The organism is Corynebacterium sp. 1103A (assembly GCF_055700955.1).
Window position 1 is genome coordinate 35,830 of record NZ_JASTTF010000005.1, and the last position, 20,656, is coordinate 56,485.

23 protein-coding genes and 1 pseudogene are annotated in these 20,656 nt (G+C 67.3%); 7 read left to right on the forward strand and 17 right to left on the reverse strand.

Annotated features, from left to right (window positions below; genetic code table 11):
* Window positions 1-23 precede the first annotated feature (23 nt).
* The 11 genes and pseudogenes from QQS52_RS05270 to hisD form a co-directional block, all read right to left on the reverse strand.
* Window positions 24-671, reverse strand: a complete 648-nt coding sequence (locus QQS52_RS05270) for a TIGR02234 family membrane protein (protein WP_472772901.1) — start codon at window positions 669-671, stop codon at window positions 24-26.
* A gap of 32 nt (window positions 672-703) precedes the next feature.
* Window positions 704-1,093 carry a phosphoribosyl-AMP cyclohydrolase gene (hisI, locus tag QQS52_RS05275; RefSeq protein WP_472772978.1) on the reverse strand — a complete coding sequence of 130 codons (390 nt, stop codon included), beginning with the start codon at window positions 1,091-1,093 and terminating at the stop codon, window positions 704-706.
* A gap of 3 nt (window positions 1,094-1,096) precedes the next feature.
* Window positions 1,097-1,867, reverse strand: a pseudogene (gene hisF, locus QQS52_RS05280) (imidazole glycerol phosphate synthase subunit HisF); the annotation flags it as partial.
* A gap of 65 nt (window positions 1,868-1,932) precedes the next feature.
* A complete protein-coding gene (locus QQS52_RS05285) occupies window positions 1,933-2,709 on the reverse strand; it encodes an inositol monophosphatase family protein (RefSeq protein WP_472772979.1) in 777 nt (258 codons plus the stop codon).
* A 60-nt stretch (window positions 2,710-2,769) separates the two neighbouring features.
* Window positions 2,770-3,579: a bifunctional 1-(5-phosphoribosyl)-5-((5-phosphoribosylamino)methylideneamino)imidazole-4-carboxamide isomerase/phosphoribosylanthranilate isomerase PriA gene (priA, locus tag QQS52_RS05290; RefSeq protein WP_472772902.1), complete on the reverse strand. Its 810-nt coding sequence runs from the start codon at window positions 3,577-3,579 to the stop codon at window positions 2,770-2,772.
* Window positions 3,580-3,593: 14 nt separating this feature from the next.
* The gene (gene hisH, locus QQS52_RS05295; protein WP_472772903.1) at window positions 3,594-4,229 is read right to left on the reverse strand and encodes an imidazole glycerol phosphate synthase subunit HisH; all 636 of its coding nucleotides are present in this window, start codon (window positions 4,227-4,229) and stop codon (window positions 3,594-3,596) included.
* The gene (locus QQS52_RS05300; RefSeq protein ID WP_472772904.1) at window positions 4,229-5,581 is read right to left on the reverse strand and encodes an MFS transporter; all 1,353 of its coding nucleotides are present in this window, start codon (window positions 5,579-5,581) and stop codon (window positions 4,229-4,231) included. Before QQS52_RS05300 ends, hisH begins: the two co-directional genes overlap by 1 nt.
* Window positions 5,582-5,740, reverse strand: coding sequence for a hypothetical protein (locus QQS52_RS05305; RefSeq protein WP_472772905.1), 159 nt, complete (start codon window positions 5,738-5,740; stop codon window positions 5,582-5,584). It lies immediately after the preceding gene.
* Between the two features lie 10 nt (window positions 5,741-5,750).
* The gene (hisB, locus tag QQS52_RS05310) at window positions 5,751-6,362 is read right to left on the reverse strand and encodes an imidazoleglycerol-phosphate dehydratase HisB (RefSeq protein WP_296205082.1); all 612 of its coding nucleotides are present in this window, start codon (window positions 6,360-6,362) and stop codon (window positions 5,751-5,753) included.
* A complete protein-coding gene (locus QQS52_RS05315) occupies window positions 6,362-7,480 on the reverse strand; it encodes a histidinol-phosphate transaminase (protein ID WP_472772906.1) in 1,119 nt (372 codons plus the stop codon). The genes hisB and QQS52_RS05315 overlap by 1 nt, the downstream gene beginning before the upstream one ends.
* 44 nt (window positions 7,481-7,524) lie before the next feature.
* Complete coding sequence (gene hisD / locus QQS52_RS05320; protein ID WP_472772907.1) at window positions 7,525-8,832, reverse strand: histidinol dehydrogenase; 1,308 nt, start codon at window positions 8,830-8,832, stop codon at window positions 7,525-7,527.
* 161 nt (window positions 8,833-8,993) lie between these two features.
* On the opposite strand from hisD, the gene QQS52_RS05325 reads away from it, so the two are divergent.
* Complete coding sequence (locus QQS52_RS05325; protein ID WP_472772908.1) at window positions 8,994-9,998, forward strand: type III secretion system chaperone family protein; 1,005 nt, start codon at window positions 8,994-8,996, stop codon at window positions 9,996-9,998.
* Here QQS52_RS05325 and QQS52_RS05330 read toward each other — a convergent pair.
* Window positions 9,995-10,564 (reverse strand): hypothetical protein, encoded by a 570-nt coding sequence (locus tag QQS52_RS05330; protein ID WP_472772909.1) that lies wholly within the window; start codon window positions 10,562-10,564, stop codon window positions 9,995-9,997. The genes QQS52_RS05325 and QQS52_RS05330 overlap by 4 nt on opposite strands.
* A gap of 29 nt (window positions 10,565-10,593) precedes the next feature.
* The gene (locus tag QQS52_RS05335) at window positions 10,594-11,313 is read right to left on the reverse strand and encodes a hypothetical protein (RefSeq protein WP_472772910.1); all 720 of its coding nucleotides are present in this window, start codon (window positions 11,311-11,313) and stop codon (window positions 10,594-10,596) included.
* Between the two features lie 211 nt (window positions 11,314-11,524).
* Between QQS52_RS05335 and QQS52_RS05340 the strand changes: the two genes are divergently transcribed.
* From QQS52_RS05340 to QQS52_RS05360, 5 genes are all read left to right on the forward strand, one after another.
* A complete protein-coding gene (locus tag QQS52_RS05340) occupies window positions 11,525-12,082 on the forward strand; it encodes a TetR family transcriptional regulator (protein ID WP_472772911.1) in 558 nt (185 codons plus the stop codon).
* 31 nt (window positions 12,083-12,113) lie between these two features.
* Complete coding sequence (gene glgX, locus QQS52_RS05345) at window positions 12,114-14,285, forward strand: glycogen debranching protein GlgX (RefSeq protein WP_472772912.1); 2,172 nt, start codon at window positions 12,114-12,116, stop codon at window positions 14,283-14,285.
* Between the two features lie 27 nt (window positions 14,286-14,312).
* Window positions 14,313-15,623 (forward strand): 3'-5' exonuclease, encoded by a 1,311-nt coding sequence (locus QQS52_RS05350; protein ID WP_472772913.1) that lies wholly within the window; start codon window positions 14,313-14,315, stop codon window positions 15,621-15,623.
* A 72-nt stretch (window positions 15,624-15,695) separates the two neighbouring features.
* A complete protein-coding gene (locus QQS52_RS05355) occupies window positions 15,696-16,331 on the forward strand; it encodes a hypothetical protein (RefSeq protein ID WP_472772914.1) in 636 nt (211 codons plus the stop codon).
* Between the two features lie 25 nt (window positions 16,332-16,356).
* Window positions 16,357-17,322: a GTP pyrophosphokinase gene (locus QQS52_RS05360; RefSeq protein WP_472772915.1), complete on the forward strand. Its 966-nt coding sequence runs from the start codon at window positions 16,357-16,359 to the stop codon at window positions 17,320-17,322.
* A 1-nt stretch (window position 17,323) separates the two neighbouring features.
* Here QQS52_RS05360 and QQS52_RS05365 read toward each other — a convergent pair whose 3' ends face one another.
* Genes QQS52_RS05365 through ilvA form a run of 4 tightly spaced genes read right to left on the reverse strand, consistent with a single transcriptional unit; the run spans window position 17,324 to window position 19,888 of the window.
* A complete protein-coding gene (locus QQS52_RS05365; RefSeq protein WP_070769539.1) occupies window positions 17,324-17,710 on the reverse strand; it encodes an RNA-binding S4 domain-containing protein in 387 nt (128 codons plus the stop codon).
* Window positions 17,711-17,713: 3 nt separating this feature from the next.
* A complete protein-coding gene (locus tag QQS52_RS05370) occupies window positions 17,714-17,953 on the reverse strand; it encodes a hypothetical protein (RefSeq protein ID WP_070769540.1) in 240 nt (79 codons plus the stop codon).
* Between the two features lie 16 nt (window positions 17,954-17,969).
* Window positions 17,970-18,614 carry a YigZ family protein gene (locus tag QQS52_RS05375; RefSeq protein WP_472772916.1) on the reverse strand — a complete coding sequence of 215 codons (645 nt, stop codon included), beginning with the start codon at window positions 18,612-18,614 and terminating at the stop codon, window positions 17,970-17,972.
* Window positions 18,614-19,888 carry a threonine ammonia-lyase IlvA gene (gene ilvA, locus QQS52_RS05380; RefSeq protein ID WP_472772917.1) on the reverse strand — a complete coding sequence of 425 codons (1,275 nt, stop codon included), beginning with the start codon at window positions 19,886-19,888 and terminating at the stop codon, window positions 18,614-18,616. Before ilvA ends, QQS52_RS05375 begins: the two co-directional genes overlap by 1 nt.
* Before the next feature lie 189 nt (window positions 19,889-20,077).
* Here ilvA and QQS52_RS05385 point away from each other — a divergent pair, with 189 nt between their 5' ends.
* Window positions 20,078-20,488, forward strand: coding sequence for a hypothetical protein (locus QQS52_RS05385; protein ID WP_472772918.1), 411 nt, complete (start codon window positions 20,078-20,080; stop codon window positions 20,486-20,488).
* Window positions 20,489-20,656 lie beyond the last annotated feature (168 nt).

The following is a 20,656-nucleotide window of genomic DNA, read 5'->3' on the forward strand; positions in this document are numbered from 1 at the left end:
AAGGTACCCCCGATTGGCAAACTTTAGGTTAAACGCCCACGTTGGTTGTCTAAATCGGTGGGGTCAATGTCAGCGTCCAGCGCGTCCCACAGCACTCGGCCGCTGTCCGGGGACTCCTGCAGATCCTGGGCCAGCTTCTCCTGCCGCATGGCGGGGGTTTCGTATTTGTTGGAGCGGGCGGTGTCCTCGCCCGGACGGGTGGCCAGCAGCACGGCGCCAAAGAGTGCGACCGCCGCGGCGACGAGGGCAAGCACGGGGCCGGCGGTGTGCGCCGTGGCCTCCGTGATGACGGCCCAGTCCGAAATGGAGGTCACGTCCACCGCTAGGTCGTTGTCCTGGCCGGCCTGCAAAATGTCCTGGGCGCGCTGCACGTCCGGGCCGACGGTCAGCAGCTGCAGGGGCCGCCAGGCCAGCGCGGCCGCCGCCACCGCGCAGACGATGGCCACCACCCGGCGGGCCAGCCGCCGCAGCACCAGCCCGGCCAGCGTGCCGGCCAGCAGCAACAGCATGACGGCCATGAGCTCGACCGACCAGTGCGAGCCCAGGATGTCCACGACCTGCCCGCCGGACTTGTCATCCTCGGCGGAGGCCTGGACCCAGCTCATGCGCGACGAGCCCCACAGCCCAATCGCGCCGAGGGCCATGAGCAGTGGGCCAACTCGCTTTCCCACGTCTACTCCCTTCCTGCGGTTACTCAAGGATCCTAGAGTAGTACATCGGCGTCGAAGCAACTGCGATCGCCGGTGTGGCAGGCCCCGCCCCTTTGCCGGACGGTCACCAGGAGGGTGTCGCCGTCGCAGTCGAGCTTGACGCCCAAGACCTCCTGGGTATTGCCGGAGGTCTTCCCCTTGACCCAGTACTCCTGCCGGGAGCGGGAGAAATACGTGCCCTGGCGGGTGGCCAGGGTATGGGCCAGCGCGTGGTCATCCATCCAGGCCAGCATCAGCACCTCGCCGTCTACCGACTGGACGACGGCTGGCACTAGCCCATCCGCGTTGCGCTTCAGGCGGCTAGCAATCGCCGGGTCCAGTTCGCATACTGCCGGGTTGGCCGGGGCAGGCTGCGCCTCCGGTTCCGGCACCGGCTCCGGCACCGGCCGGACCGGGTAACCGGCGCGAGCCAGGGCGTCTTTGACCTCGCCGATGGAGGTCTTGCCGAAGTGGAAGATGGAGGCGGCCAGGACCGCGTCCGCGCCGGCGGCCACGGCCGGCGGGAAGTCTTCCGGCGCGCCCGCCCCGCCCGAGGCGATGACTGGCACGTTGACGGCGGCGCGCACGGCGGCGATGAGCTCGGCGTCGAAGCCGCCTTCGGTGCCGTCGCTGTCCATGGAGTTGAGCAGGATCTCACCTACGCCCAGGTCGGCGGCGGTCCGGGCCCACTCCAGGGCGTCGAGGCCAGCGGAACGGGTGCCGCCGTGCGTGGTGACCTCGAAGCCCGACGGGGCCCAGTCCTGGCGCTGCGCGGTCCGGCGCGCGTCCAGCGAGAGCACGATGCACTGGGAGCCGAAGATCTCCGCCAGCTCCCGCAGCAGCTCGGGGCGGGCGATGGCGGCGGTGTTAACGGAGACCTTGTCCGCGCCGGCGCGCAGGAGGACGCGCACGTCGTCGGCGCTGCGCACTCCCCCGCCGACGGTCAGCGGGATGAAGACCTGTTCGGCGGTGCGGCGCACGACGTCGATGAGCGTGCCGCGGCCCTCCTTCGAGGCGCTAACGTCCAGGAAGGTAAGCTCGTCGGCGCCGAGCTGGTCGTAGCGGGCGGCCAGCTCCACTGGATCGCCGGCGTCGCGGAGGTTGGCAAAGTTGACGCCCTTGACCACGCGGCCGTTATCGACGTCGAGGCAGGGAATAACCCGCACAGACAAGCTCACGGGGAGCACACTCCTTTTTTAAAAAAGTCTTGGCCAGTGTAGGAGCTGGCCTTAAAGCTACGGTATTAGTTGTCGGCCCGGTTGGCGCGGATAGAATCCAGGATGGTCGCGTGCACCTGCGCGGTGCCGACCACCATGCCGGCCGAGTGCACAGTCCACTCCTCGCCGTAGGGATCAGTGACCAGCCCCCCGGCCGAGCGCACGAAGAGCGCACCCGCGGCGTTGTCCCAGGCGTGCGGTGAGAAATTCACCGCTCCGTCGAAGACCCCCTGGGCCACAAAAGCGCTGTCCAGCCCCACGGATCCGGTGATCCGCGGGCGCAGGCCCTTGCGCTTGAGATCGTTGAAGATGGGCGTTTGCAGGTACGAAGAGCAGCCGACGTGGCCGCGGGCCTCGTCAAAGCCCAAAGCGTCTTCCCCGCCGCCGAAGCCGTTCGGCGGTCCCCCGACCGAGCGCAGCGGCGCGCCGTCAGCTGCCGCGAGCCGGCGCCCCAAAAGCGGGAAGTCCGCCACGGCCACGACGGGCTGGTGGTCCTGGACGAGTGCCACCAGGGTGCCGCACAGCGGGTTGCCCGCCGAGTAGTTGGCGGTGCCGTCGATGGGATCGACCACCCAGACGGTCTCGGCCAGCTTGCCGCCGGATTCTTCCCCGTAGACCGGGATGCCGGTGAGCTGGGTCAGGCGCCGGCGCAAGTTGGTCTCGATGGCGATGTCGACCTCAGTGGCGAAGTCGCCCTGGCCCTTGAACTGGGCCGGCTTCGCGCCCAGCCCGGTGCGGAAACGGTCGGTGGTCTCATCCACGATGGCCTCAGCGAAGGCCAGCAATTCCAACGGCGATGTCATGGCGTGCTCACTCATCCTCGGTCGGTTTTTATCCTGCGGTGGGGTGGTCTGTGGGTCGGTCTATCCTCTGTCGTCCGAGGAATCAAGGAGGTCGATGGGGGTCTCGGCCGGCAGCGGGTCTACCTGGGCCACCGCTGCAAGCGCGTCGTCCAGGCGGAAGCGCCCCTCGTAGAGGGCCTTGCCGATGATCGCGGAGTCGATGCCACGGTTAAGGAAGGTGGCCAATTCCGTGACGTCGTCCAACGTGGAGATGCCGCCGGAGGCCGTCACTGCGGCATCGGTAGCCATGGTCACGTCCTGGAGCAGCTCCAGGTTGGGGCCGGTCAAGGTGCCGTCCTTCGTGACGTCGGTGACCACGAAGCGCTGGCAGCCGGTGGCGTCGAGCCGCTCGAGGACCTCCCAGAGGTCGCCGCCGTCGGACTCCCAGCCGTTGCCGCGGGTGCGCCACTCCCCGTCTTCTTCCTGGACCGCCAGGTCGACGCCGATTTTGTCGCCGTATGTGTCGATGACGCGGGCGATCCACTCCGGGTTCTGCAGCGCGGCGGTGCCGATGTTCAGGCGGCGCGCGCCGGTGGCCAGGGCGCGGTCCACCCCGGCGTCGTCACGGATTCCGCCGGTCAGCTCCACCGGGATGTCGAGCCGGCCGACGACCTCAGCCATCATCTCGTGGTTGGAGCCGCGGTTGAAGGCGGCATCCAGGTCGACGAAGTGGAGCCACTGCGCGCCCTGCTCCTGCCACTGCAAAGCGGCCGCCAGCGGATCACCGTAAGACTTCTCGGTGCCGGCCTTACCCTGCTCGAGGCGCACGGCCTGGCCGCCCACGACGTCGACGGCGGGCAGGAGTACGAAGGAATCTGTGTGCTGAGTCATTGTCTATATCCTACCTACAGGGTGCCCATCCAGTTGGATAAAAGCTTCAGTCCGGTGGCCCCCGATTTCTCCGGGTGGAACTGCGTGGCCCACAGGGCGCCGTTTTCCACCGCGGCCACGAAGCGATCGCCGCCGTGGCTGGCCCACGACACCGACGGCGGGGTGGTGATTTCGGTCTCCAGCTCCCAGGTCCGCGAGCCGTAGGAGTGCACGAAATAAAAGCGTTCCTGCGGGTCGATGCCGGCGAACATCGCGCCGTCGCTAGCGCGCTCGACCGTATTCCACCCCATGTGCGGCAACACGTCCGTTTGCAAGCGCGTGACCATGCCGGGCCACTCACCGCACCCGACGGTTTCGATGCCGTGCTCGTTGCCGCCGTCGAAGAGCACCTGCATGCCGACGCAGATGCCCAGCACCGGCCGGGACCCGGCCAGGCGCTGGCCGATGATCCGCGGGCCCTGGATGGCGCGCAGCCCCTCCATACAGGCGGCGAAGGCGCCCACGCCAGGCACGACGAGGCCGTCGGCCTCCGTGGCCACCTTCGGATCCGCGGTGACCTCGACCCGCGCCCCGGCTACTTCCAATGCCCGCTGGGCCGACCGGAGGTTTCCGGCCCCGTAGTCCAGCAGAGCTACCCATTTCTCCGCCACTAGTCCAGCTCCTTGTCGACGTTGTTGACGTTATCGAGTGTGTTCTTCTTCAGTTCTTCGGTCCGGGTAACGGTCCGGCGCTGGTTTCTCGCCGGCGCCTTCCGCAGGCGGCGCAGGCGCGTGCGGATGTTGTCGATTTCGACCACGCGGTGGCGGCCCAGGATGGTATCCAGGCCGGTCATCAGGATGCCGGCCAGGATGATGACGCCACCGGCCCCGTACGCGCCCGCGTAGCCATAGCCAGTGACCAGGGCGGCGAGCACGACCGAGCCCAGGCCCGTGCCGGCGTCGTAGAAAATGTTCCACACCGCCGAGGCCTGCGAGATTTTTGAACGGGGCAGGCGGTTGAACATCGACAGCAGCGCCTCGTTTTGCCCGATACCGAAGGCGATTCCGAAAAAGACCGAGGCCAGAACCATCCACCACACGGACCAGCCGTTTATCATGGCGGCCGCCATCAGCAGCATGCCCACGCCGCCGATGACCTGGGCGGGAATGTACAGATGGCCGGGCTCACCCAGGCGGTCGGCGACCACGCCCGCGAACAGGCGCGAGACCATCACCGATCCACCCACGATGGACAGCATCAGCCCGCCCAACACCGCGCCGGTTTCCGGGTCAATCTCGCGGACCGAGGCCGGCAGGAAGGAAGAAACCACGCCGTAGCTCATCGACAGGGTGGTCAGCGCCAGGGCCGGCACGATAACCAGCTTCCAGGTGGAGGCCCTAGGCGCCTCGGCGGTCTCCGACTCGCCGCCGCTGCGCGGGTGCACGCTCGGCAGGCGCAGGCACATGACCACCGCCAGGCAGGCAATAGCCGCGGCCGTGTAATAGGTCGAGGCGAAGCTGATGTTTTCTGCCATCGCCAAGCCCACCGGCAAAAAGATCATCTGCGACAGGCCAATGAATAAGCCCATCGTGCCGGTGGCCTTGCCCAGGAGGCGCAGCGGGACCAGCTCCGCGATGAGGGCAGATTCCGCCACCGTCAGCGCGCCGAAGCCGACGCCGCGCAGCGCGGAAAACAGCAGCACCTGCCAGACCTCCATGCCCAGCAGGTGCCCCAGGGCGGGGATGCCCAGCATGCCGGCGGCCACGGCCATGACCGGGCGGTAACCGAAGCGACTGAGCAACCAGGGCGTGAACATCTGGGTGATGACGGTCGCGGCCATGAACGCACCCGTGGACCCGCCGGCGAGCGTGCTCGAGCCGCCCGCGTCGAGCACCGCCATGGGCAGAACGGGAAGCAGCAGCGACCACGCGCCGAAGGCGGCGGCCACGGCGACCATGGTCTCCGGGAACCCCGGGACCTTCCACAGACTAACTGTGCCCTGCGATGCGCCTGCTTCTGCCATCTATTGCATCTCCCCAATCATCCAAATCAACGCGGTAATGGTCGTAATGCCGCCGAGTGCGGCGGCGACGATGGTCCAGAAACGCGAGCCGGACTGGTAGGCCGTCCAGGCCCCTCCCATAAGGAGCCCACCCAGCAGGAAAAGGATCCAGACCATCATGTACATGCGGCTACAGCGCTCCCTTCGTCGATGGTATGCCGTCCACGCGCGGATCGGATTCTACCGCTTGGCGCAATGCCCGGGCGACCGCCTTGTACTCGGCCTCCGTGATGTGGTGGGGGTCGCGGCCGTAGCGGACGTTGACGTGCAGGGTGGTCTTGCTGTGGGCGGCAAAGGTTTCAAAAAAGTGCCTATTGATAACCGTAGCGTAGTGGCCCCCAATGATTTGCCATTGGAGGTGCTCCGGCTCCCCGTGCATGACAAAGTAGGCACGGCCGGACAGATCGACGACGGCCTCGACCAGGGTCTCGTCCATCGGCAGCAGCTGGGATCCGAAGCGGCGGATGCCGCGCTTGTCCCCTACTGCCTCGGCGAAGGCCTGGCCGAAGACGATGGCGGTGTCCTCGACGGTGTGGTGCGCGTCGACCTCGACGTCCCCGCGGGCGCTGACCTCCAAGTCGAAGCCGCCGTGCGTGGCCACGGCGGTGAGCATGTGGTCGAAAAACGGCAGGCCGGTGTCAATACTCGACTGGCCCGTGCCGTCGAGGTCCACGCTCACCGTGATATCGGATTCTTTGGTGCGGCGGGTGACCTTCCCGCGGCGCGGTTCCGGTTGGTTCATCAGGCACGTCCTTTCTCAGCGTCGGTCTGGTAGTCGGTCAGCTGCGCGGCGGCGGTGAGGAAGACGTCGTTCTCGCCCGGCAGGCCCACGGTCGCGCGCAGGAAGCCGGCCTGGCCGACGTCGCGGATGAGCACCTCGCGGTCCAGGAAGGCCTGCCAGGCGGCGGCCTGGTCGCTGAATGCGCCGAAGAAGATGAAATTCGACTGGCTGTCGACGACGCGGTAGCCCAGCTCCCGCAGGCCGGTGGCGACGCGGTCGCGCTCGGCCGCGAGCTTCGCGACGGTCTCCAGGGTCGCCGCGCGGTGGCGCAGCGCCACCAGGGCCGCGGCCTGCGACAGGGCGGACAGGTGGTACGGCAAGCGCACCAGCATGACGGCCTCCACGAAGGCAGGGTCGGCCACGAAGTAGCCCAGGCGGCCGCCGGCGAAGTCGAAGGCCTTGGACATCGTGCGCGAGACGATCAGCTTGTCCGGGTAGTCGGCCAGCAGGCGCACGGCCGAAGGCCCGTCGGAAAACTCCGCGTAGGCCTCGTCCACGATGACGATGCCCGGCGCGGCCTTGACCAGCTCCTCGATGTCGCCGAGTTCCGTCACGTCGCCGGTCGGGTTGTTCGGGGTGGTCACGAACACGACGTCGGGCTGGTGCTCGGCGATGGCATGGCGCGCCGCCGCCATGTCAATGCGAAAATCCGCGCCCCGCGGGCACTCCAGGAATTCGGTCTGGGTGCCGGCGGAGAGCACCGGGTGCATGGAATAGGACGGCGTGAAGCCCAGCGCGCTGCGTCCGGGGCCGGCGAAGGCCTGCAGCAGCTGCTGGAGGACCTCGTTAGAGCCGTTGGCCGCCCAGACCTGCGCGGCCGTGACCTCCACACCGGTGCGCTCGGTGACGTAGTCGGCTAGGGCCTCGCGCAGCTCGACGGCGTCGCGGTCCGGGTAGCGGTTGAGCTGCGGTGCGATCCGGCGGACCTCGCTGACCAGCTCCTCGACCAGCTCGGCAGACGGCGGGTACGGGTTTTCGTTGGTGTTGAGTTGGTTGGCCACCTTAAGCTGCGGGGCGCCGTAGGCGCTGCGCCCGCGCAGCTCGGGGCGCAGGGGAAGGTTTTCCAGGGACAAAGACACGACAAGCCTTTCTGACAGGGTCGGTTCGGGTGGCAGGTGGCGTTTTAGCGTTCGGTGCGGGCGCGGATGGCCTCCCCGTGGGCGGGCAGGCGCTCGGCGTCGGCGAAGGCGATGACGTGGCTGGCCACCTCGCGCAGCCCCGTCTCGTCGTAGTCGATGAGATTGACCGGGCGCAGGAAGGTGTGCGTGGACAGCCCGGCGCCATACCTCGCGGTGCCGGAGGTCGGCAGCACGTGGTTGGAACCGGCCGCGTAGTCGCCCAGCGGGACCGGCGAGAACTCGCCGACGAAGATCGCGCCGGCGTGCCGGATACGCTCCGCGACGGTGCGGGCGTTGCGGGTGTGGACCTCCAGGTGCTCGGCCGCATACGCGTCGGCCACGCGGATGCCGGCGTTGATGTCATCAACCAGGATGATCCCGGACTGCTTGCCGCGCAGGGCCTCGGCGGCGCGCTCGGCGTTGGCGGTGGCGGTGTAGCGGGCCTCCACCTCGGCGTCGACGCGCTGGGCCAAAAACTCCGAGTCGGTGATCAGCACGCTGGCGGCCATCGGATCGTGCTCCGCTTGGGAGATGAGGTCGTAGGCCACCAGGACCGGATCGGCGCTGTCGTCGGCCAGCACGGCGATCTCCGTCGGGCCGGCCTCCGCGTCCACCCCGACAAACGAGGAGACCTGCCGCTTCGCCGCAGCCACGAAGATATTGCCCGGGCCTGTGATCATGTCGACCGGCTCCAGGCCCGCGGCGTCGTCGCCGTAGGCCATCAGCGCGACCGCCTGGGCGCCGCCGACGGCCCAGACCTCGCTAACGCCCAGCAGGGCGCAGGTAGCCAGCACCGTCGGGTGCGGCAGGCCGTCGTGCTCGGCCTGCGGTGGGGAGGCCACGACCAAGGAATCCACCCCGGCGGCCTGCGCCGGGACCACGTTCATCACCACGGACGACGGGTAGACCGCCTGCCCGCCCGGCACGTAGAGGCCCACGCGCTCGATGGGCGCGAATACCTCGGTGACGGTCGCGCCCTCGCCCAGCTGCGTGGTGTGCGGCTGCGGGACTTGCTCAACATGGACCTTGCGCACGCGCGCGATGGCCTCCTCGATCGCGGCGCGAACGTGTGGCTCAAGGACCTCGACGGCGGTATCGATAGCCGTGGCCGGGACCTGGACCGCCGCCGGGCGGACGTGGTCGAAGCGCTCGCCGTAATCCAGCGCGGCGGACTCGCCGCCGGCCTTGACCGCCTCGACGACGGGGGCGACGGTGCCGGCCACCGATTCGACGTTGACGCCGCCGCGGGGCAGAACCTTCCGCAGCGCCGACGTCGTCAGCTCGGTATTCCGCAAATCAATGGTATTGAGCAATTTTATGCCTCCTCAAAGGGCCAAACGTTTAGTAGAGACCATCTTACGAGCAATTTCTACGTGCCGGGCCCGTATGAGCAGATAGACTTGGGTCGCGGGCCAAAATCTCGGCCCACCCGGCCGGCGCCCCACAGACTAAAGAGAAAAGCAGGTGTTAGACGTTGACTACCTCCCCTCGCCCCGGTTTCCCGGATGCCTTGGCGCCGGTGGATCTGCCGCGCGTTTACTCCTGCGCCCAGGAGATTGGCCTGCCGCTGCACTGGGCCGATGGTCCCCAGGCCCAGCTGGTCTACCAACACACCTCACACTGCCGGCTGACCCTGTCCCTCAACCCGGACAACCCCGCGGTCATCAACTGCCGCCTAGAATTCGACGGGCCCATCGCCTTTTCCGCCATCAATGATTTAGCCCAGGCGCTCAACGAATGGAATCACGACTGCTTCACCCCCACCATGGTCTTCGAGCACAGCGACCTGGAAAACCTCACCCTCTCCGGGCACGGGGCGATTGTCAGCCACCAGGGCCTGACCACCGCGCAGCTGGAGTCCTGCCTCATCCGGGCCCTGTCCAACGCCGGCGCCGCCTTTGACTTCTTCATCGAGCATTTCCCCGAGATCGACCACGCCCCTGGCAGCGCCGCGCACACCAGCTGGGCCGGGTGGGCCCCGCAGCTAACCGAAGGCGACAGCGAGCGGCCGATGCCCGTGAGCTACCCGCGGCTGCGCGAGCGCCTGCGCCAGATGGGGGTGGTCAACCAGCACGGCTTGGAGCACGGCCCGGTCCTGGCCTGGATCAACGAGGTCCTGGTCAGCTTCGCCATCGACTCCGGCCCCTCCGTGGTCATCAACGGCCGCTGGGAACCGCAGCTGCCGGCCACGGAATTCTCCAAGCTGTTTTTGACCTGCAACGACTGGAACCGCACCACGGAGGCCTCCTCCGCGTTCTGCCACCTGAGCTCCCCGGGGCCGGGAAGCGCTGACGCTGCCGCGGCCGAGCCCGAGCGCACCGTCGACGTCCACATCGACTATTCGGTCGTCACCGCCGAGGGGCTCACGGACGCGCAGCTGACCCAGCACATCGGCATCGGGCTGCACAACATCCTCTACGGGCTCGACTCGATTGCCCGCGACGTCGTGGGCGTCTCCCCCGTCAAGTGGCCTCACTAGGCCGGGTGGTTGTCGCCCGCCGTAACCGGGGCCGCGGTCGGGGCTTCTTGGGCCGGCTGGGCCGGCTGTACTTGCTGGGCCTCCCAGGCCTCGTCGCCGCTGACGAAGGCCGCCGACCAGTAGCCGAACATCGCCATGAAGGGCGCGGCTAAGAGGGCTACCCCGAGCGGGAACGGCGGGACGAACTCCGCGCCGTCGACCATCTCGGCCGGCTCGGTGGGCGCGAAGAGCCAGGAGAAGATCACAAAAGCGGCGGCGCCGGCCAGCGCGCACACGCCCACCCACAGCAGGGTGCCTAACCCGCGGAAGCGCGCGCCCCGCGTAAAGGCCAGCACGCCGGTGACCGTGCCGGCTACCCCGGTAATCACGGTGAAGCTCAGCATCGCCACCGCCGGCGCCGAGCCCATATCCACACCGAAGCTGCCCTCGGGCAGCTCCGCGAGGGCGACACGCGGGCGCCACAGGCCCCAGAGGATGCCCGCGACCCCGAAGACCACGAGTACGCAAGCGAATAACCCCGCAGCGAAACCGACGCTGCGGGGTGGAGTAAACGAGCGGCTCAACATAGCCTTCCAGGCTACCCTGCCGGGCGCTCCTAGTTACAGAAGGTCCAGTTGCCGCCCTCGTTGGCAAAGCGCATGGTGGTGGTGTCCGGGCCCTGCGGGGTAGCTACCTCCACGGTGGCCGAGGCGGTATTGTCCTTGACCTTGATGTCGCGGATGTCTTGGACGAAGGTGTCCTTCCACTGCCCGTTGCTAGCCTCGTCCATGGAGACCTGCGGGATCTGGTTGTAATCGGCGTTGCGCAGCTCCGGCTGGGCGTCCAGCACGCGCTGGCAGGTGTGGTCCGGCATGTAGCGCATGAAGGAGCGCATGTCCTGCTGATCGTACAGGCCGCGAACCAAGCCGTTGATCTCGCCGGAGACGGCGCCGTCGGCAGCCTGGCCGCCCTCGACCGGGGCGATGTCGGCTTGGCCCTGCAACGGGTCGCCGCCCTCGAACGGGTCAACCAGGGACTCGGCCGCCGCGGCTTGGTCGCCGCCGCCGGAGTTGTTGCCGTCCTGGTTGGAGGCGGAGCGCTCCTTGCCCTGAGCGGACTTCTCGGAATCCTTATCCTTATCCTCGGCATTGTCCTTATCCTTGGCCTCGGAGGACTTCTCGGCGTCCTTGTCCTTATCCTCGTCCTCGGCCTTGGAGCTCGGGGCCTCCTTGGTGGCGGTCTCGGTCGACGGAGCAGCCTCGGTGGAGTCTTCCTCGTCAGAACCGCAAGCCGTAAGGGTCAGTGGAACGACCAACGCAAGCGCGGCAACGGACATCTTAGACGGGGTGAAAAGGGACAACATTTCTCCTGACGATTTGAGGGACTACAGGCTTTCGGGGGCGCTACCCTAGCGCAGCGGCAGTACACCCTTGACGTCGAATATCATAACAACCTTTGCGTGGCAGGACAGTTACAGTTTGGTTATAGAAACCTGTGAACGTGGGCGTTCTGGCCCGCGCTGGGCCGGCCCGCTAGACTAGGTCATCGTGCAGTTATCCCGCGAGACCATTATCAAAGCCGCCCTTGACCTGCTAGATACCTACGGGCTGGCAGACACCACCATGCGGCGCGTCGCGGGCTCGCTGGGGGTTGCCCCCGGCGCGCTCTACTGGCACATCACCAACAAACAGGGCCTCATTTCCGCGCTTGCCGATGCCATCCTGGCACCCCTGTCCGGCACCTCCCCCGTCGAACTCAGCCTGAGCCTGCGCTCTGCCTTGCTGGCCCACCACGACGGCGCCGAAGTGGTCTCCGCCGCCCTGTCCCAGCCGCACTCGCTGGCCTGGGAGCAACTCGTAGCGCGCTTCAAGTCTGCGCTGGCCGCCGCCGGCCACGGCGCTGACGATGCCACCCGCCAGCTCGGCGCCGAGTCCGTCCTCCACCTGGTCCTGGGGTCCACCACGCTGGAGCAGTCCCTGCGGCAATACCAGGCGGCCACCGGTAACACGACAGCCGAGGAGCGCGCGGGTGAGCACTCCGGGGCGGACAAGCTCGCCCGCGCGGTTCACATCGTGCTCGCGGGTACCGACTCGCTCGACAGGTGAAAGCGCCCGGTTGCCATTAAGCTAAGCAGCCATGAGCGCAACTTCCCGCCCCCAGATCACCCAGGTTTGGCCCGGCTCGCCCGCGCCCCTGGGTTCCACTTTCGACGGTTCCGGTACAAATTTCGCGCTCTTCTCCGAGGTGGCCGACAAGGTAGAGCTCTGCCTTATCGATGCCGCCGGGCAGGAAGAGCGCATCGAACTCACTGAGGTCAGCGCCCACGTCTGGCACTGCTACCTGCCCTACGTCTCGCCCGGCCAGCGCTACGGCTACCGCGTCCACGGGCCTTACGATCCCGAGGCCGGCCTGCGCTGCGATCCCTCCAAGCTGCTGGTGGACCCGTACGCCCGCGCCTTCACCGGGGAATTCGACCGAGACGCCGCGCTTTATTCCTACGACATCCACGCCGAAGAACCCGGCACCGGGCGCAACACCTCCGACTCGCTCGGCCACACCATGTACTCGGTGGTCATCAACCCCTTCTTCGACTGGCGCGGGGACCGCCGCCCGCACACGCCCGAAAACGAAACGGTCATCTACGAGACTCACGTCAAGGGAATGACCATGCAGCACCCCGGCGTCCCGGAGCACCTGCGCGGCACGTACGCCGGTATGGCGCACCCGGCGGTCACCGACTACCTGCGCAACCTCGGCGTGACCGCCGTGGAGCTCATGCCCGTCCACCAGTTCCTCCAGGACGACCGCCTGCGCGAGCTGGGGCTGCGCAACTACTGGGGGTACAACACCTTCGGCTTCTTCGCGCCCCACCAGGACTACGCATTTGCCCGCAAGCCCGGCGAGGCCGTGGCCGAGTTCAAGACGATGGTGCGCGCCTTCCACGCCGCCGGCATCGAGGTCATCCTTGACGTGGTCTACAACCACACCGCCGAAGGCAACCATATGGGCCCCACCATTGCGTTTAGAGGCATCGATAACCAGGCCTACTACCGCCTGGACGATGACAAGCCCGAGTACTACATGGACTACACCGGCACCGGGAACTCGCTGAACGTGCGCCACCCGTCCTCGCTGCAGATGATCATGGACTCGCTGCGCTACTGGGTCACCGAGATGCGCGTCGACGGCTTCCGCTTCGACCTGGCGGCCACGCTCGCGCGGGAGCTCAACGACGTCGACAAGCTGGCCACCTTCTTCGACCTGGTGCAGCAGGACCCGGTGGTCAGCCAGGTCAAGCTCATCGCCGAGCCCTGGGACGTCGGCCACGACGGCTACCAGGTGGGCAACTTCCCGCCGATCTGGAGCGAGTGGAACGGCAAGTACCGCGACACCGTCCGCGACTTCTGGCGCGGCGAGCCGGCCACCCTCGGCGAGTTCGCCTCCCGGCTGACCGGTTCCTCCGATCTCTATGGCAACAACGACCGCCGCCCGACTGCCTCCATCAACTTCATCACCGCCCACGACGGCTTCACCCTCGCCGACCTGGTGACCTACAACGACAAGCACAACGGGGACAACGGCGAGGACAACCAGGACGGCGAGTCCTTCAATCGCTCCTGGAACCACGGCGTCGAAGGATCTACCGACGACCCCGACATCCAGCGCCTGCGCCGCCGCCAGCAGCGCAATTTCCTGACCACGCTGCTGCTGAGCCAAGGCACCCCGATGCTCAGCCACGGCGACGAGTTCGGCCGCACCCAGTCCGGCAACAACAACGCCTACTGCCAGGACAACGAGATCTCCTGGATGGACTGGTCCCTGCTAGAGCAGGAGAAAAACTCCGAGCTCTACGACTTCACCAAGCGGCTCATCGGCATCCGCCACCGCCACCCGGTCTTCCGCCGGCGCCGCTTCCTGGCCGGCGGCCCGCTGGGCACCGACGCGCGCGACCGCGACATCGCCTGGCTGGTGCCCTCCGGCAAGCTGATGACCCAGGACGACTGGGACCACGACTTCGGCAAGTCCCTGATGGTCTACTTGAACGGCAACGCGATTAGCGAGCCCGACGCCCGCGGCCAGAAAATCGTCGACGACTCCTTCGTGATGATTTTCAACGCCCACCACGAGCAGATCGAGTTCACGCTGCCCACCCAGGATCTCGGGGCGAAGTGGAAACTGGTGGTCGACACTGCGCACCCCGGCGGGTACCCCACCGAGGAAATCCTCATCCCGGCAGCGGGTACCATCGATGTGCAGCCGCGCTCCACGCTGTTGCTCAAGCAGGTGGAGCCGCCCGTTCTCGATTAGTTCCTGCTTGGAAAGGCCCTGATTTTAGTGTCGGTTAAAGCCCACGGCGCCCACGTCGATGTCACCGCTACCAGCGTGGAGATCCACCACTCCGTGCTCTCGCTGAGCCTGGGGAAGCCGGCAACCACCTCGGTCCCACTCACCGACATCAGGGGTTTAAGCGTGCGCGAGCCCACCGCCACCGCGCAGGGCTGGGTGACGCTGGAGGGCACGGCAGTGACCATCCCCGTCGACCCGCACCAGGACGCCGAGGCCATCCGCGCACTGATTGCCGCCGCCCAAAGTGGTGAGCACGACCCGGGCGTGCCGGGGCTGGATTTCACCGCCGTCGACGTCGAAACCGCCAACTGGCACTGGGGCTCCATCTGCCAAGTGGGCGCGGTCCGCTTCCGCGACGGCCGCGAGACCGAGTCGCGCACCTGGCTGTGCCAGCCGCCGGCTAGCTGGCCCGACTTCGACGAGGTCAACATCTCCATCCACGGCATCACCGCCGCAGACGTCGCCGATGCCGCCCCCTTTGCCACCGTCGCCGCCGAACTCGTCGACTTCGTGAGCGACGACGTCTTCGTTGCACACAACGCCCAGTTCGACTCCAGCGCCTTGCACTCCGCCCTGCAGGCCACCTCCAGCGACGTCCCCGAATGGCAGCTGGCCTGCTCCCTGGCGCTGGCGCGCTACTGCTCCGACCGCGGGGTACTGGACGTGGCCAACCACAAGCTGCCCACCGTCGCCGCGGCGTGCGGCCTAAATTCCTTCAGCCACCACGACGCCTGCGCCGACGCCCGCGCGGCTGGCATCATCGTCGCCGGCCTGGCGCAGAAGCTGGGGCTGACCGGGGGGATCGCCGGGCTATTCGACGAGTGCGGTTTCCGCCTGGGGTCCCTGTCTCCCGAGCAGGTCATGCCGGTCCTGCAGGACAACGTGGCGCCAACCTCGGCTGCCGACCTCGGCGCGGGCACGGATTTCCGATCGCAGACCCGCGAGTCCGGAGCGCGCCGCCCCGCCCCGTGGAAGACCGTCGCCACGCCGGAGACCATCCCCGAACCCAACCCCGACGCCGACCCGCAGGGCCCGCTTTTCGGCCAGAACGTCACGCTGACCGGCGACTTCGAGCCCTTCGATAAAGGCCAGCTGTGGTCCGCCATCGCCGAGCGCGGCGGCGTTATCGGCAAAAACGTCACGAAGAAGACCACCCTGCTGGTCGTCGGCACGTGGGCGAAGAAGACCTCCAAGGAAAAGCGCGCCGAAGAGCTGCGCGACAAGGGCCAGGACATCACCTTCTGGAGCGCGAACGAGCTCCTCGACGCGGTGGGCTTGAGCGACCAGCCACCGTTCTAAGGGAACCGTTGCGGCCGCGGCGCAGTCTAACTATTCGTCAGGGTTTCCCGCCGACTTCCCAGGAGAATAGTTGTGACCACCGCCCTCCACCCCGCCACGCACCCGAAGCTGAGCTTAAGCGGCCTGCTGCCCCGCCTGGTCCGCCAGCGCTGGACGACTAACACCGGCTTATCCGATGACGGCTTCTGCGACTCCGTGGCGACCCTGCCGCTGTCGCAGAACTGGTCGATGACCCTGCGGTGTACAACCTCTGACGGCGGCATCAACGTCAGCCAGCGCGGCCTGGATGAGCTGGGCGTGTCCATCCAGCACGCGTGGGATTTCGCCGCCATCAACCTGGCCGAGGCCTCCCGCTCCGAGTACGGGACCCAGTTCTGGATGCGGCCGGCCAGCGCAGTCCTCGGGCCGGGCTGCCCCGACGGCGTGCAGGTGGCCACCTCGCGGTATCCGATTAGCTCCTGGCTGGCCCACCCGCGCGCCTTTCTCCTGCTCGACGATCACCTGCGCACCATCCTGGCCGCCGAGCGCCTGGTCTATCTCGTGCCCGACCCGGCCACGGTGATTGCGCTGGCCGGTGTCGGCCACCAGGAGGCCACGGCGTGGGCGCAACGGGCGCAGGAAACGCGGCCGCGGCATCGGGTGCAACTGTCCTCGGTACCGTTACTATTGGTGCAGGGGTTTCCGCAGGACTACTGCCTCAACACTTAAAGCTCGACCCGAAAGGAGCCGCCCCGTGGCCCGCCTGGGCACCCACTACCACGACTGGAACCGGCAGCACCCGCACGCCGCCGCGGACTTCCACTCGGCCATCGAAGAATTGCTTAACGATGCCGGCGTCATCTTCGATCACGTCTCCGCCCGCGTAAAGAGCTGGTCCTCGTTCAAGGCGAAGGCGAAAAAGCGCAACTCCGACGGCGATCCGGTCTACCCGCACCCGTGGGAGGATATCCACGATCTGGTCGGCGTGCGCGCCACGGTCTTCCACTCCACCGCCATCCCGCAGGCCATCGACGTGTTAAGCGAGTCCTTCGAGGTCCTGCGCTCGGTCGACAAGGCGGCGCAGACGCGGATCTCCGGAGGCTTCGGCTACGGCTCGCACCACCTGGTGCTACAGGTGACCGACGCCATCGAGGAGCTGGGCGCCTACCGCGGCTTCACCTTCGAGGTGCAGGTGCGCACCGTCCTGCAGCACGCCTGGGCCGAGTTCGAGCACGACATCCGCTACAAGCAGGGCCCTAACCCGCCCTCGCCGCAGGTGGACCGCCTATTCACGCTGGCGGCCGGGCTGATCGAGCTCGCCGATCAGCAATTCGACGAGATCGCCGCACTCAAGAGCCCGCGGACCGAGACCACCGAGGACGTGGTGGTCACGGCGGAGACGCTGCCCGGGATTCTCACCATGCTGCTGGGATCGCGCTTCCCGCGTTCGCGCTCGGATCACTACCGCTGGCTGGCGGAGCTACTCGAGCTTAACGGGGTGACCACGGTGCGCCAGCTCCAGGAGCTGCTCAACGACGAGGACATCGCCTCTCTGCAGAAGGCCTTCCTGTACCGCTTCCGCCCCGGCCATATCCGGCTGGTCGACGATCTCCTGCTCAACCGCTTCGGGCAGGCGCACATCGATGCCACCGCGCACACCGGCAACCGCACCGACCGCGCCAAGCGCCTGCGCGGGCGCTTAAAGCAGCTGCGCGGCTAGGCTAGCGGAAGCCGCCGCGGAACTTCTCCATCTGTCGGCGCTCCCGCTTGGTGGGCCGGCCCGCTCCCTTCGCGCGGACGGGCACCGACGGCTGGAACTGCCGCGGCGGGGGCGGCGGCGCGTGGTCGGTGTAGCAGGTGCGCGCGACCGGCGCCCCGACGCGCTTGCGGACGGTGGCTAGCACCTCGAGGTCGTATTCGTGGTGGTCCTTCCACACGCGGACGCGGTCGCCGGGGACGACCTGCTGCGAGGGCTTGACGGCTTCGCCGTTGATTTTGACGTGGCCGGCTTTGACGGCATCGGCGGCCGCGGAGCGGGTTTTGAACATTCGCACCGCCCAGACCCACGCGTCGATACGAACCGGCCTACCAGCAGGCTGGTTATCCATGAACTAGTAGTTGTTGTAGTTCTGGTTGATGATCTTACGTACCTTGAGGAAGTTGGCGGCGCCGCCCACGACGGCCACCACCAGGCCGAGCACCAGCCAGAAGCCGGGGTTGCCGAACAGGATAGTCATCAGAACGCCGCCGCCGACCCCGGCGCCCACGGAGATGAGGCCGTTGCGGGAGTGCTTGCGGACTGCTTGCTTGCGCGCTTCAATCGGATTGTTGGGACGTCGCTGCATGGTCATGGCACGCTATTCTACCTCACGCACCAGGTAACTCCACCCAGGCTCGCCCACCGGCCCGCGGGATCACCCGCCCCTGCGTCAGCGCCGCCAGCTCGGCCTCCAGGCCGTCGCGGCCGCCGGGCGCGCACGCCAACGTATAGGTCACCGCCGTGCCGTACTGGGTGTCCTGGATGTCGTAGTCGCGGGCCCGCAGGTCCGCCTCTAAGCGGCCGGCCTCCGCGTGCTCGACCTCAATCGTGTAGAGCTCCCGCTTCGCGCGAGTAACGCGGTCGACCTGCGCGACCGCCTCGCTGAGCGTGCCGCCGTAGGCGTGCACCAGCCCGCCGGCGCCCAGCTTTATGCCGCCGAAGTAGCGCACCACCACAGCGCACACGTCCAGCATGCCGCTGCCCTTGAGCACGTCCAACATTGGTTTGCCGGCGGTGCCGGAGGGCTCGCCGTCGTCGGAGGACCGCTCCACCGGCTGCGCTCCGTCCTGGTGGTAGACGTAGGCGCTGCAGTGGTGGCGGGCGTCCGGGAAGCGCTCGCGCACGCTCGCGATGAACCCGCGCGCCTCCTCTTCGTTCTGGGCCCGCGCGACGAGCGCGATGAAGCGGGAGCGCTTAATTTCTACTTCATGCTCGGTGACCTTCCCGGCCGCGGGTAGCGGGTAGCGCTCCATTAAGACACCAGGAATTCGTACTCGGGGGTGCCCGGCTCTAGGCGCTGGCAGTTAATGCGCGACTCCTCCATCCGGGCGAGCAGCCCCGGCAGACCGACGGCCTCCCCGAGCTGCAGACCGACCAGCGCCGCTCCGGTCTCACGGTTGTTGCGCTTGAGGTACTCGAACAGGGTGATGTCGTCGTGCGGGCCCAGGATCTCCTCCAAGAACGCGCGCAGCTGCCCGGGTTCTTGCGGGAAGTTGACCAGGAAATAGTGCTTGAGCCCGCGGTGGACCAGGGAGCGCTCCATGATCTCGGCGTAGCGCAGTACGTCGTTGTTGCCGCCCGAGATGACGCAGACGACGGTGGACCCGGCGGGGGCATCGACAAGCTCGAGCCCGGCCACGGACAGGGCGCCGGCGGGCTCGGCGATGATCCCCTCGTTCTGGTAGAGCTCCAGCAGCTCGGTGCACACCGCACCCTCGGATACCGTCTCGCAGCTGAGCCGCTCGCGGTTATGGCTGACGATGTCGTACGGCAGCGAACCAATGCGTCCCACGGCCGCGCCGTCGACGAAGGGATCGATCTCGTCCAGTGCCACCGGCTCGCCCGCCCGCAGGGCCGCGGTCAGCGATGCTGCCCCTTGCGGCTCAATCCCGTAGACCTGCGTGCGCGGGGACATGTCGGCCAAGTAGCTGACGATGCCTCCCAGCAAACCGCCGCCGCCCACCGGGGCGACGACCGCGTCGAGGCTGCGCCCCTGGGCGGACAGCTGCGAGACGATCTCCGCGGCGACGGTGCCTTGGCCGGTGATGGTGTCGCGGGCATCGAAGGGCTCGATCATGGTGGCGCCGCGGGCTTCGGCATCGGCGCGGGCTGCGGCCGCCGCCTCGTCGAAGTTGGCGCCGACGACGACCAACTCGACCGCGTCGCCGCCGTGGACCAGGATGCGATCGCGCTTTTGCTTCGGGGTGGGGCCGGGCACGAAGATTTTGCCCTTGATGCCCATGGTGCGGCAGGCATACGCCACGCCCTGGGCGTGATTGCCCGCCGATGCCGCCACTACCCCGCCGGCACGCTGCTCCTCGGACAGGTTGGAAATCGCAAAATAGGACCCACGGATCTTGTAGGAGCGCACGTCTTGCTGGTCTTCCCGCTTGAGGAAGACTTCGTAGCCTGTAATCTGCGACAGACGCGGGCAGTAGTGCAGCGGGGTGGGGGCGATCTCGGACGAAATGCGGGACTGGGCCAGCTGGACGTCGGAGGCTCGGATGGGGTCGTAGTTTTGCGTCATGTCGGTTCATTCTAGCGGGCAGGGTAGCGGCCGGGGCGCAATACCTATAGTTTGACAGACATTCCCCAGCACCGGGGTGTCACGGACCACTAATGCGCCCGCAGGGGTAGACATCTCCAAACAACCTGATAGATTCATACGAGGATTTTTAGCACCGTTTCTCTCGTCTTGTTTTAAGGAGTTTCCACCATGCGCCGTACTCGCCTTTCCACCACCCTTGTCGCAGCCGCCGCCGTCACGTTCAGCCTCGCCTCCCCGGTAGCCATGGCCGACGAGGCCGCGGAGATCCCGCTCTCTTCCGAAGCCCCCAGTGACAAATCCACCGAGAGCGGTAACGCCGGCGAAAACGGTGACTCCAAAGCTCCCGACGGCAATGGCGGCGCCGAGGGCGACGGGACGGATAGCGAAGAAGAACCCGATACCATGTTCGGCTCCAGCGCCGAGCAGACCGAAAAGTTGAAGGAGGTCATGTCGTGGGTCTCCGTGGTTGGTGCGCTGCTGGCTGGCATCGTTCAGGCCACCGTGATGCTCGCGCAGATCAATCCGGCCATCCTCAACCCGCTCAAGGACCTCCTGAAGCAGGCCGGCGTCAAGTTCTAGGCCTTCTAAGGCGCGCCGAGTAGGCGCTACGGAGTGGTTTCCGTGGCGCCTTTTCGCGTGTTTAGGCAGTCGTGTGCTTCTGCTGGCCTTGTTCCTGGTGGTGTCCCCTCGCAGCCTTGGTCTCGCGGCGGGCTTGTTCTCGCGGCTGACCCCTGTGTTAGCCGTCAG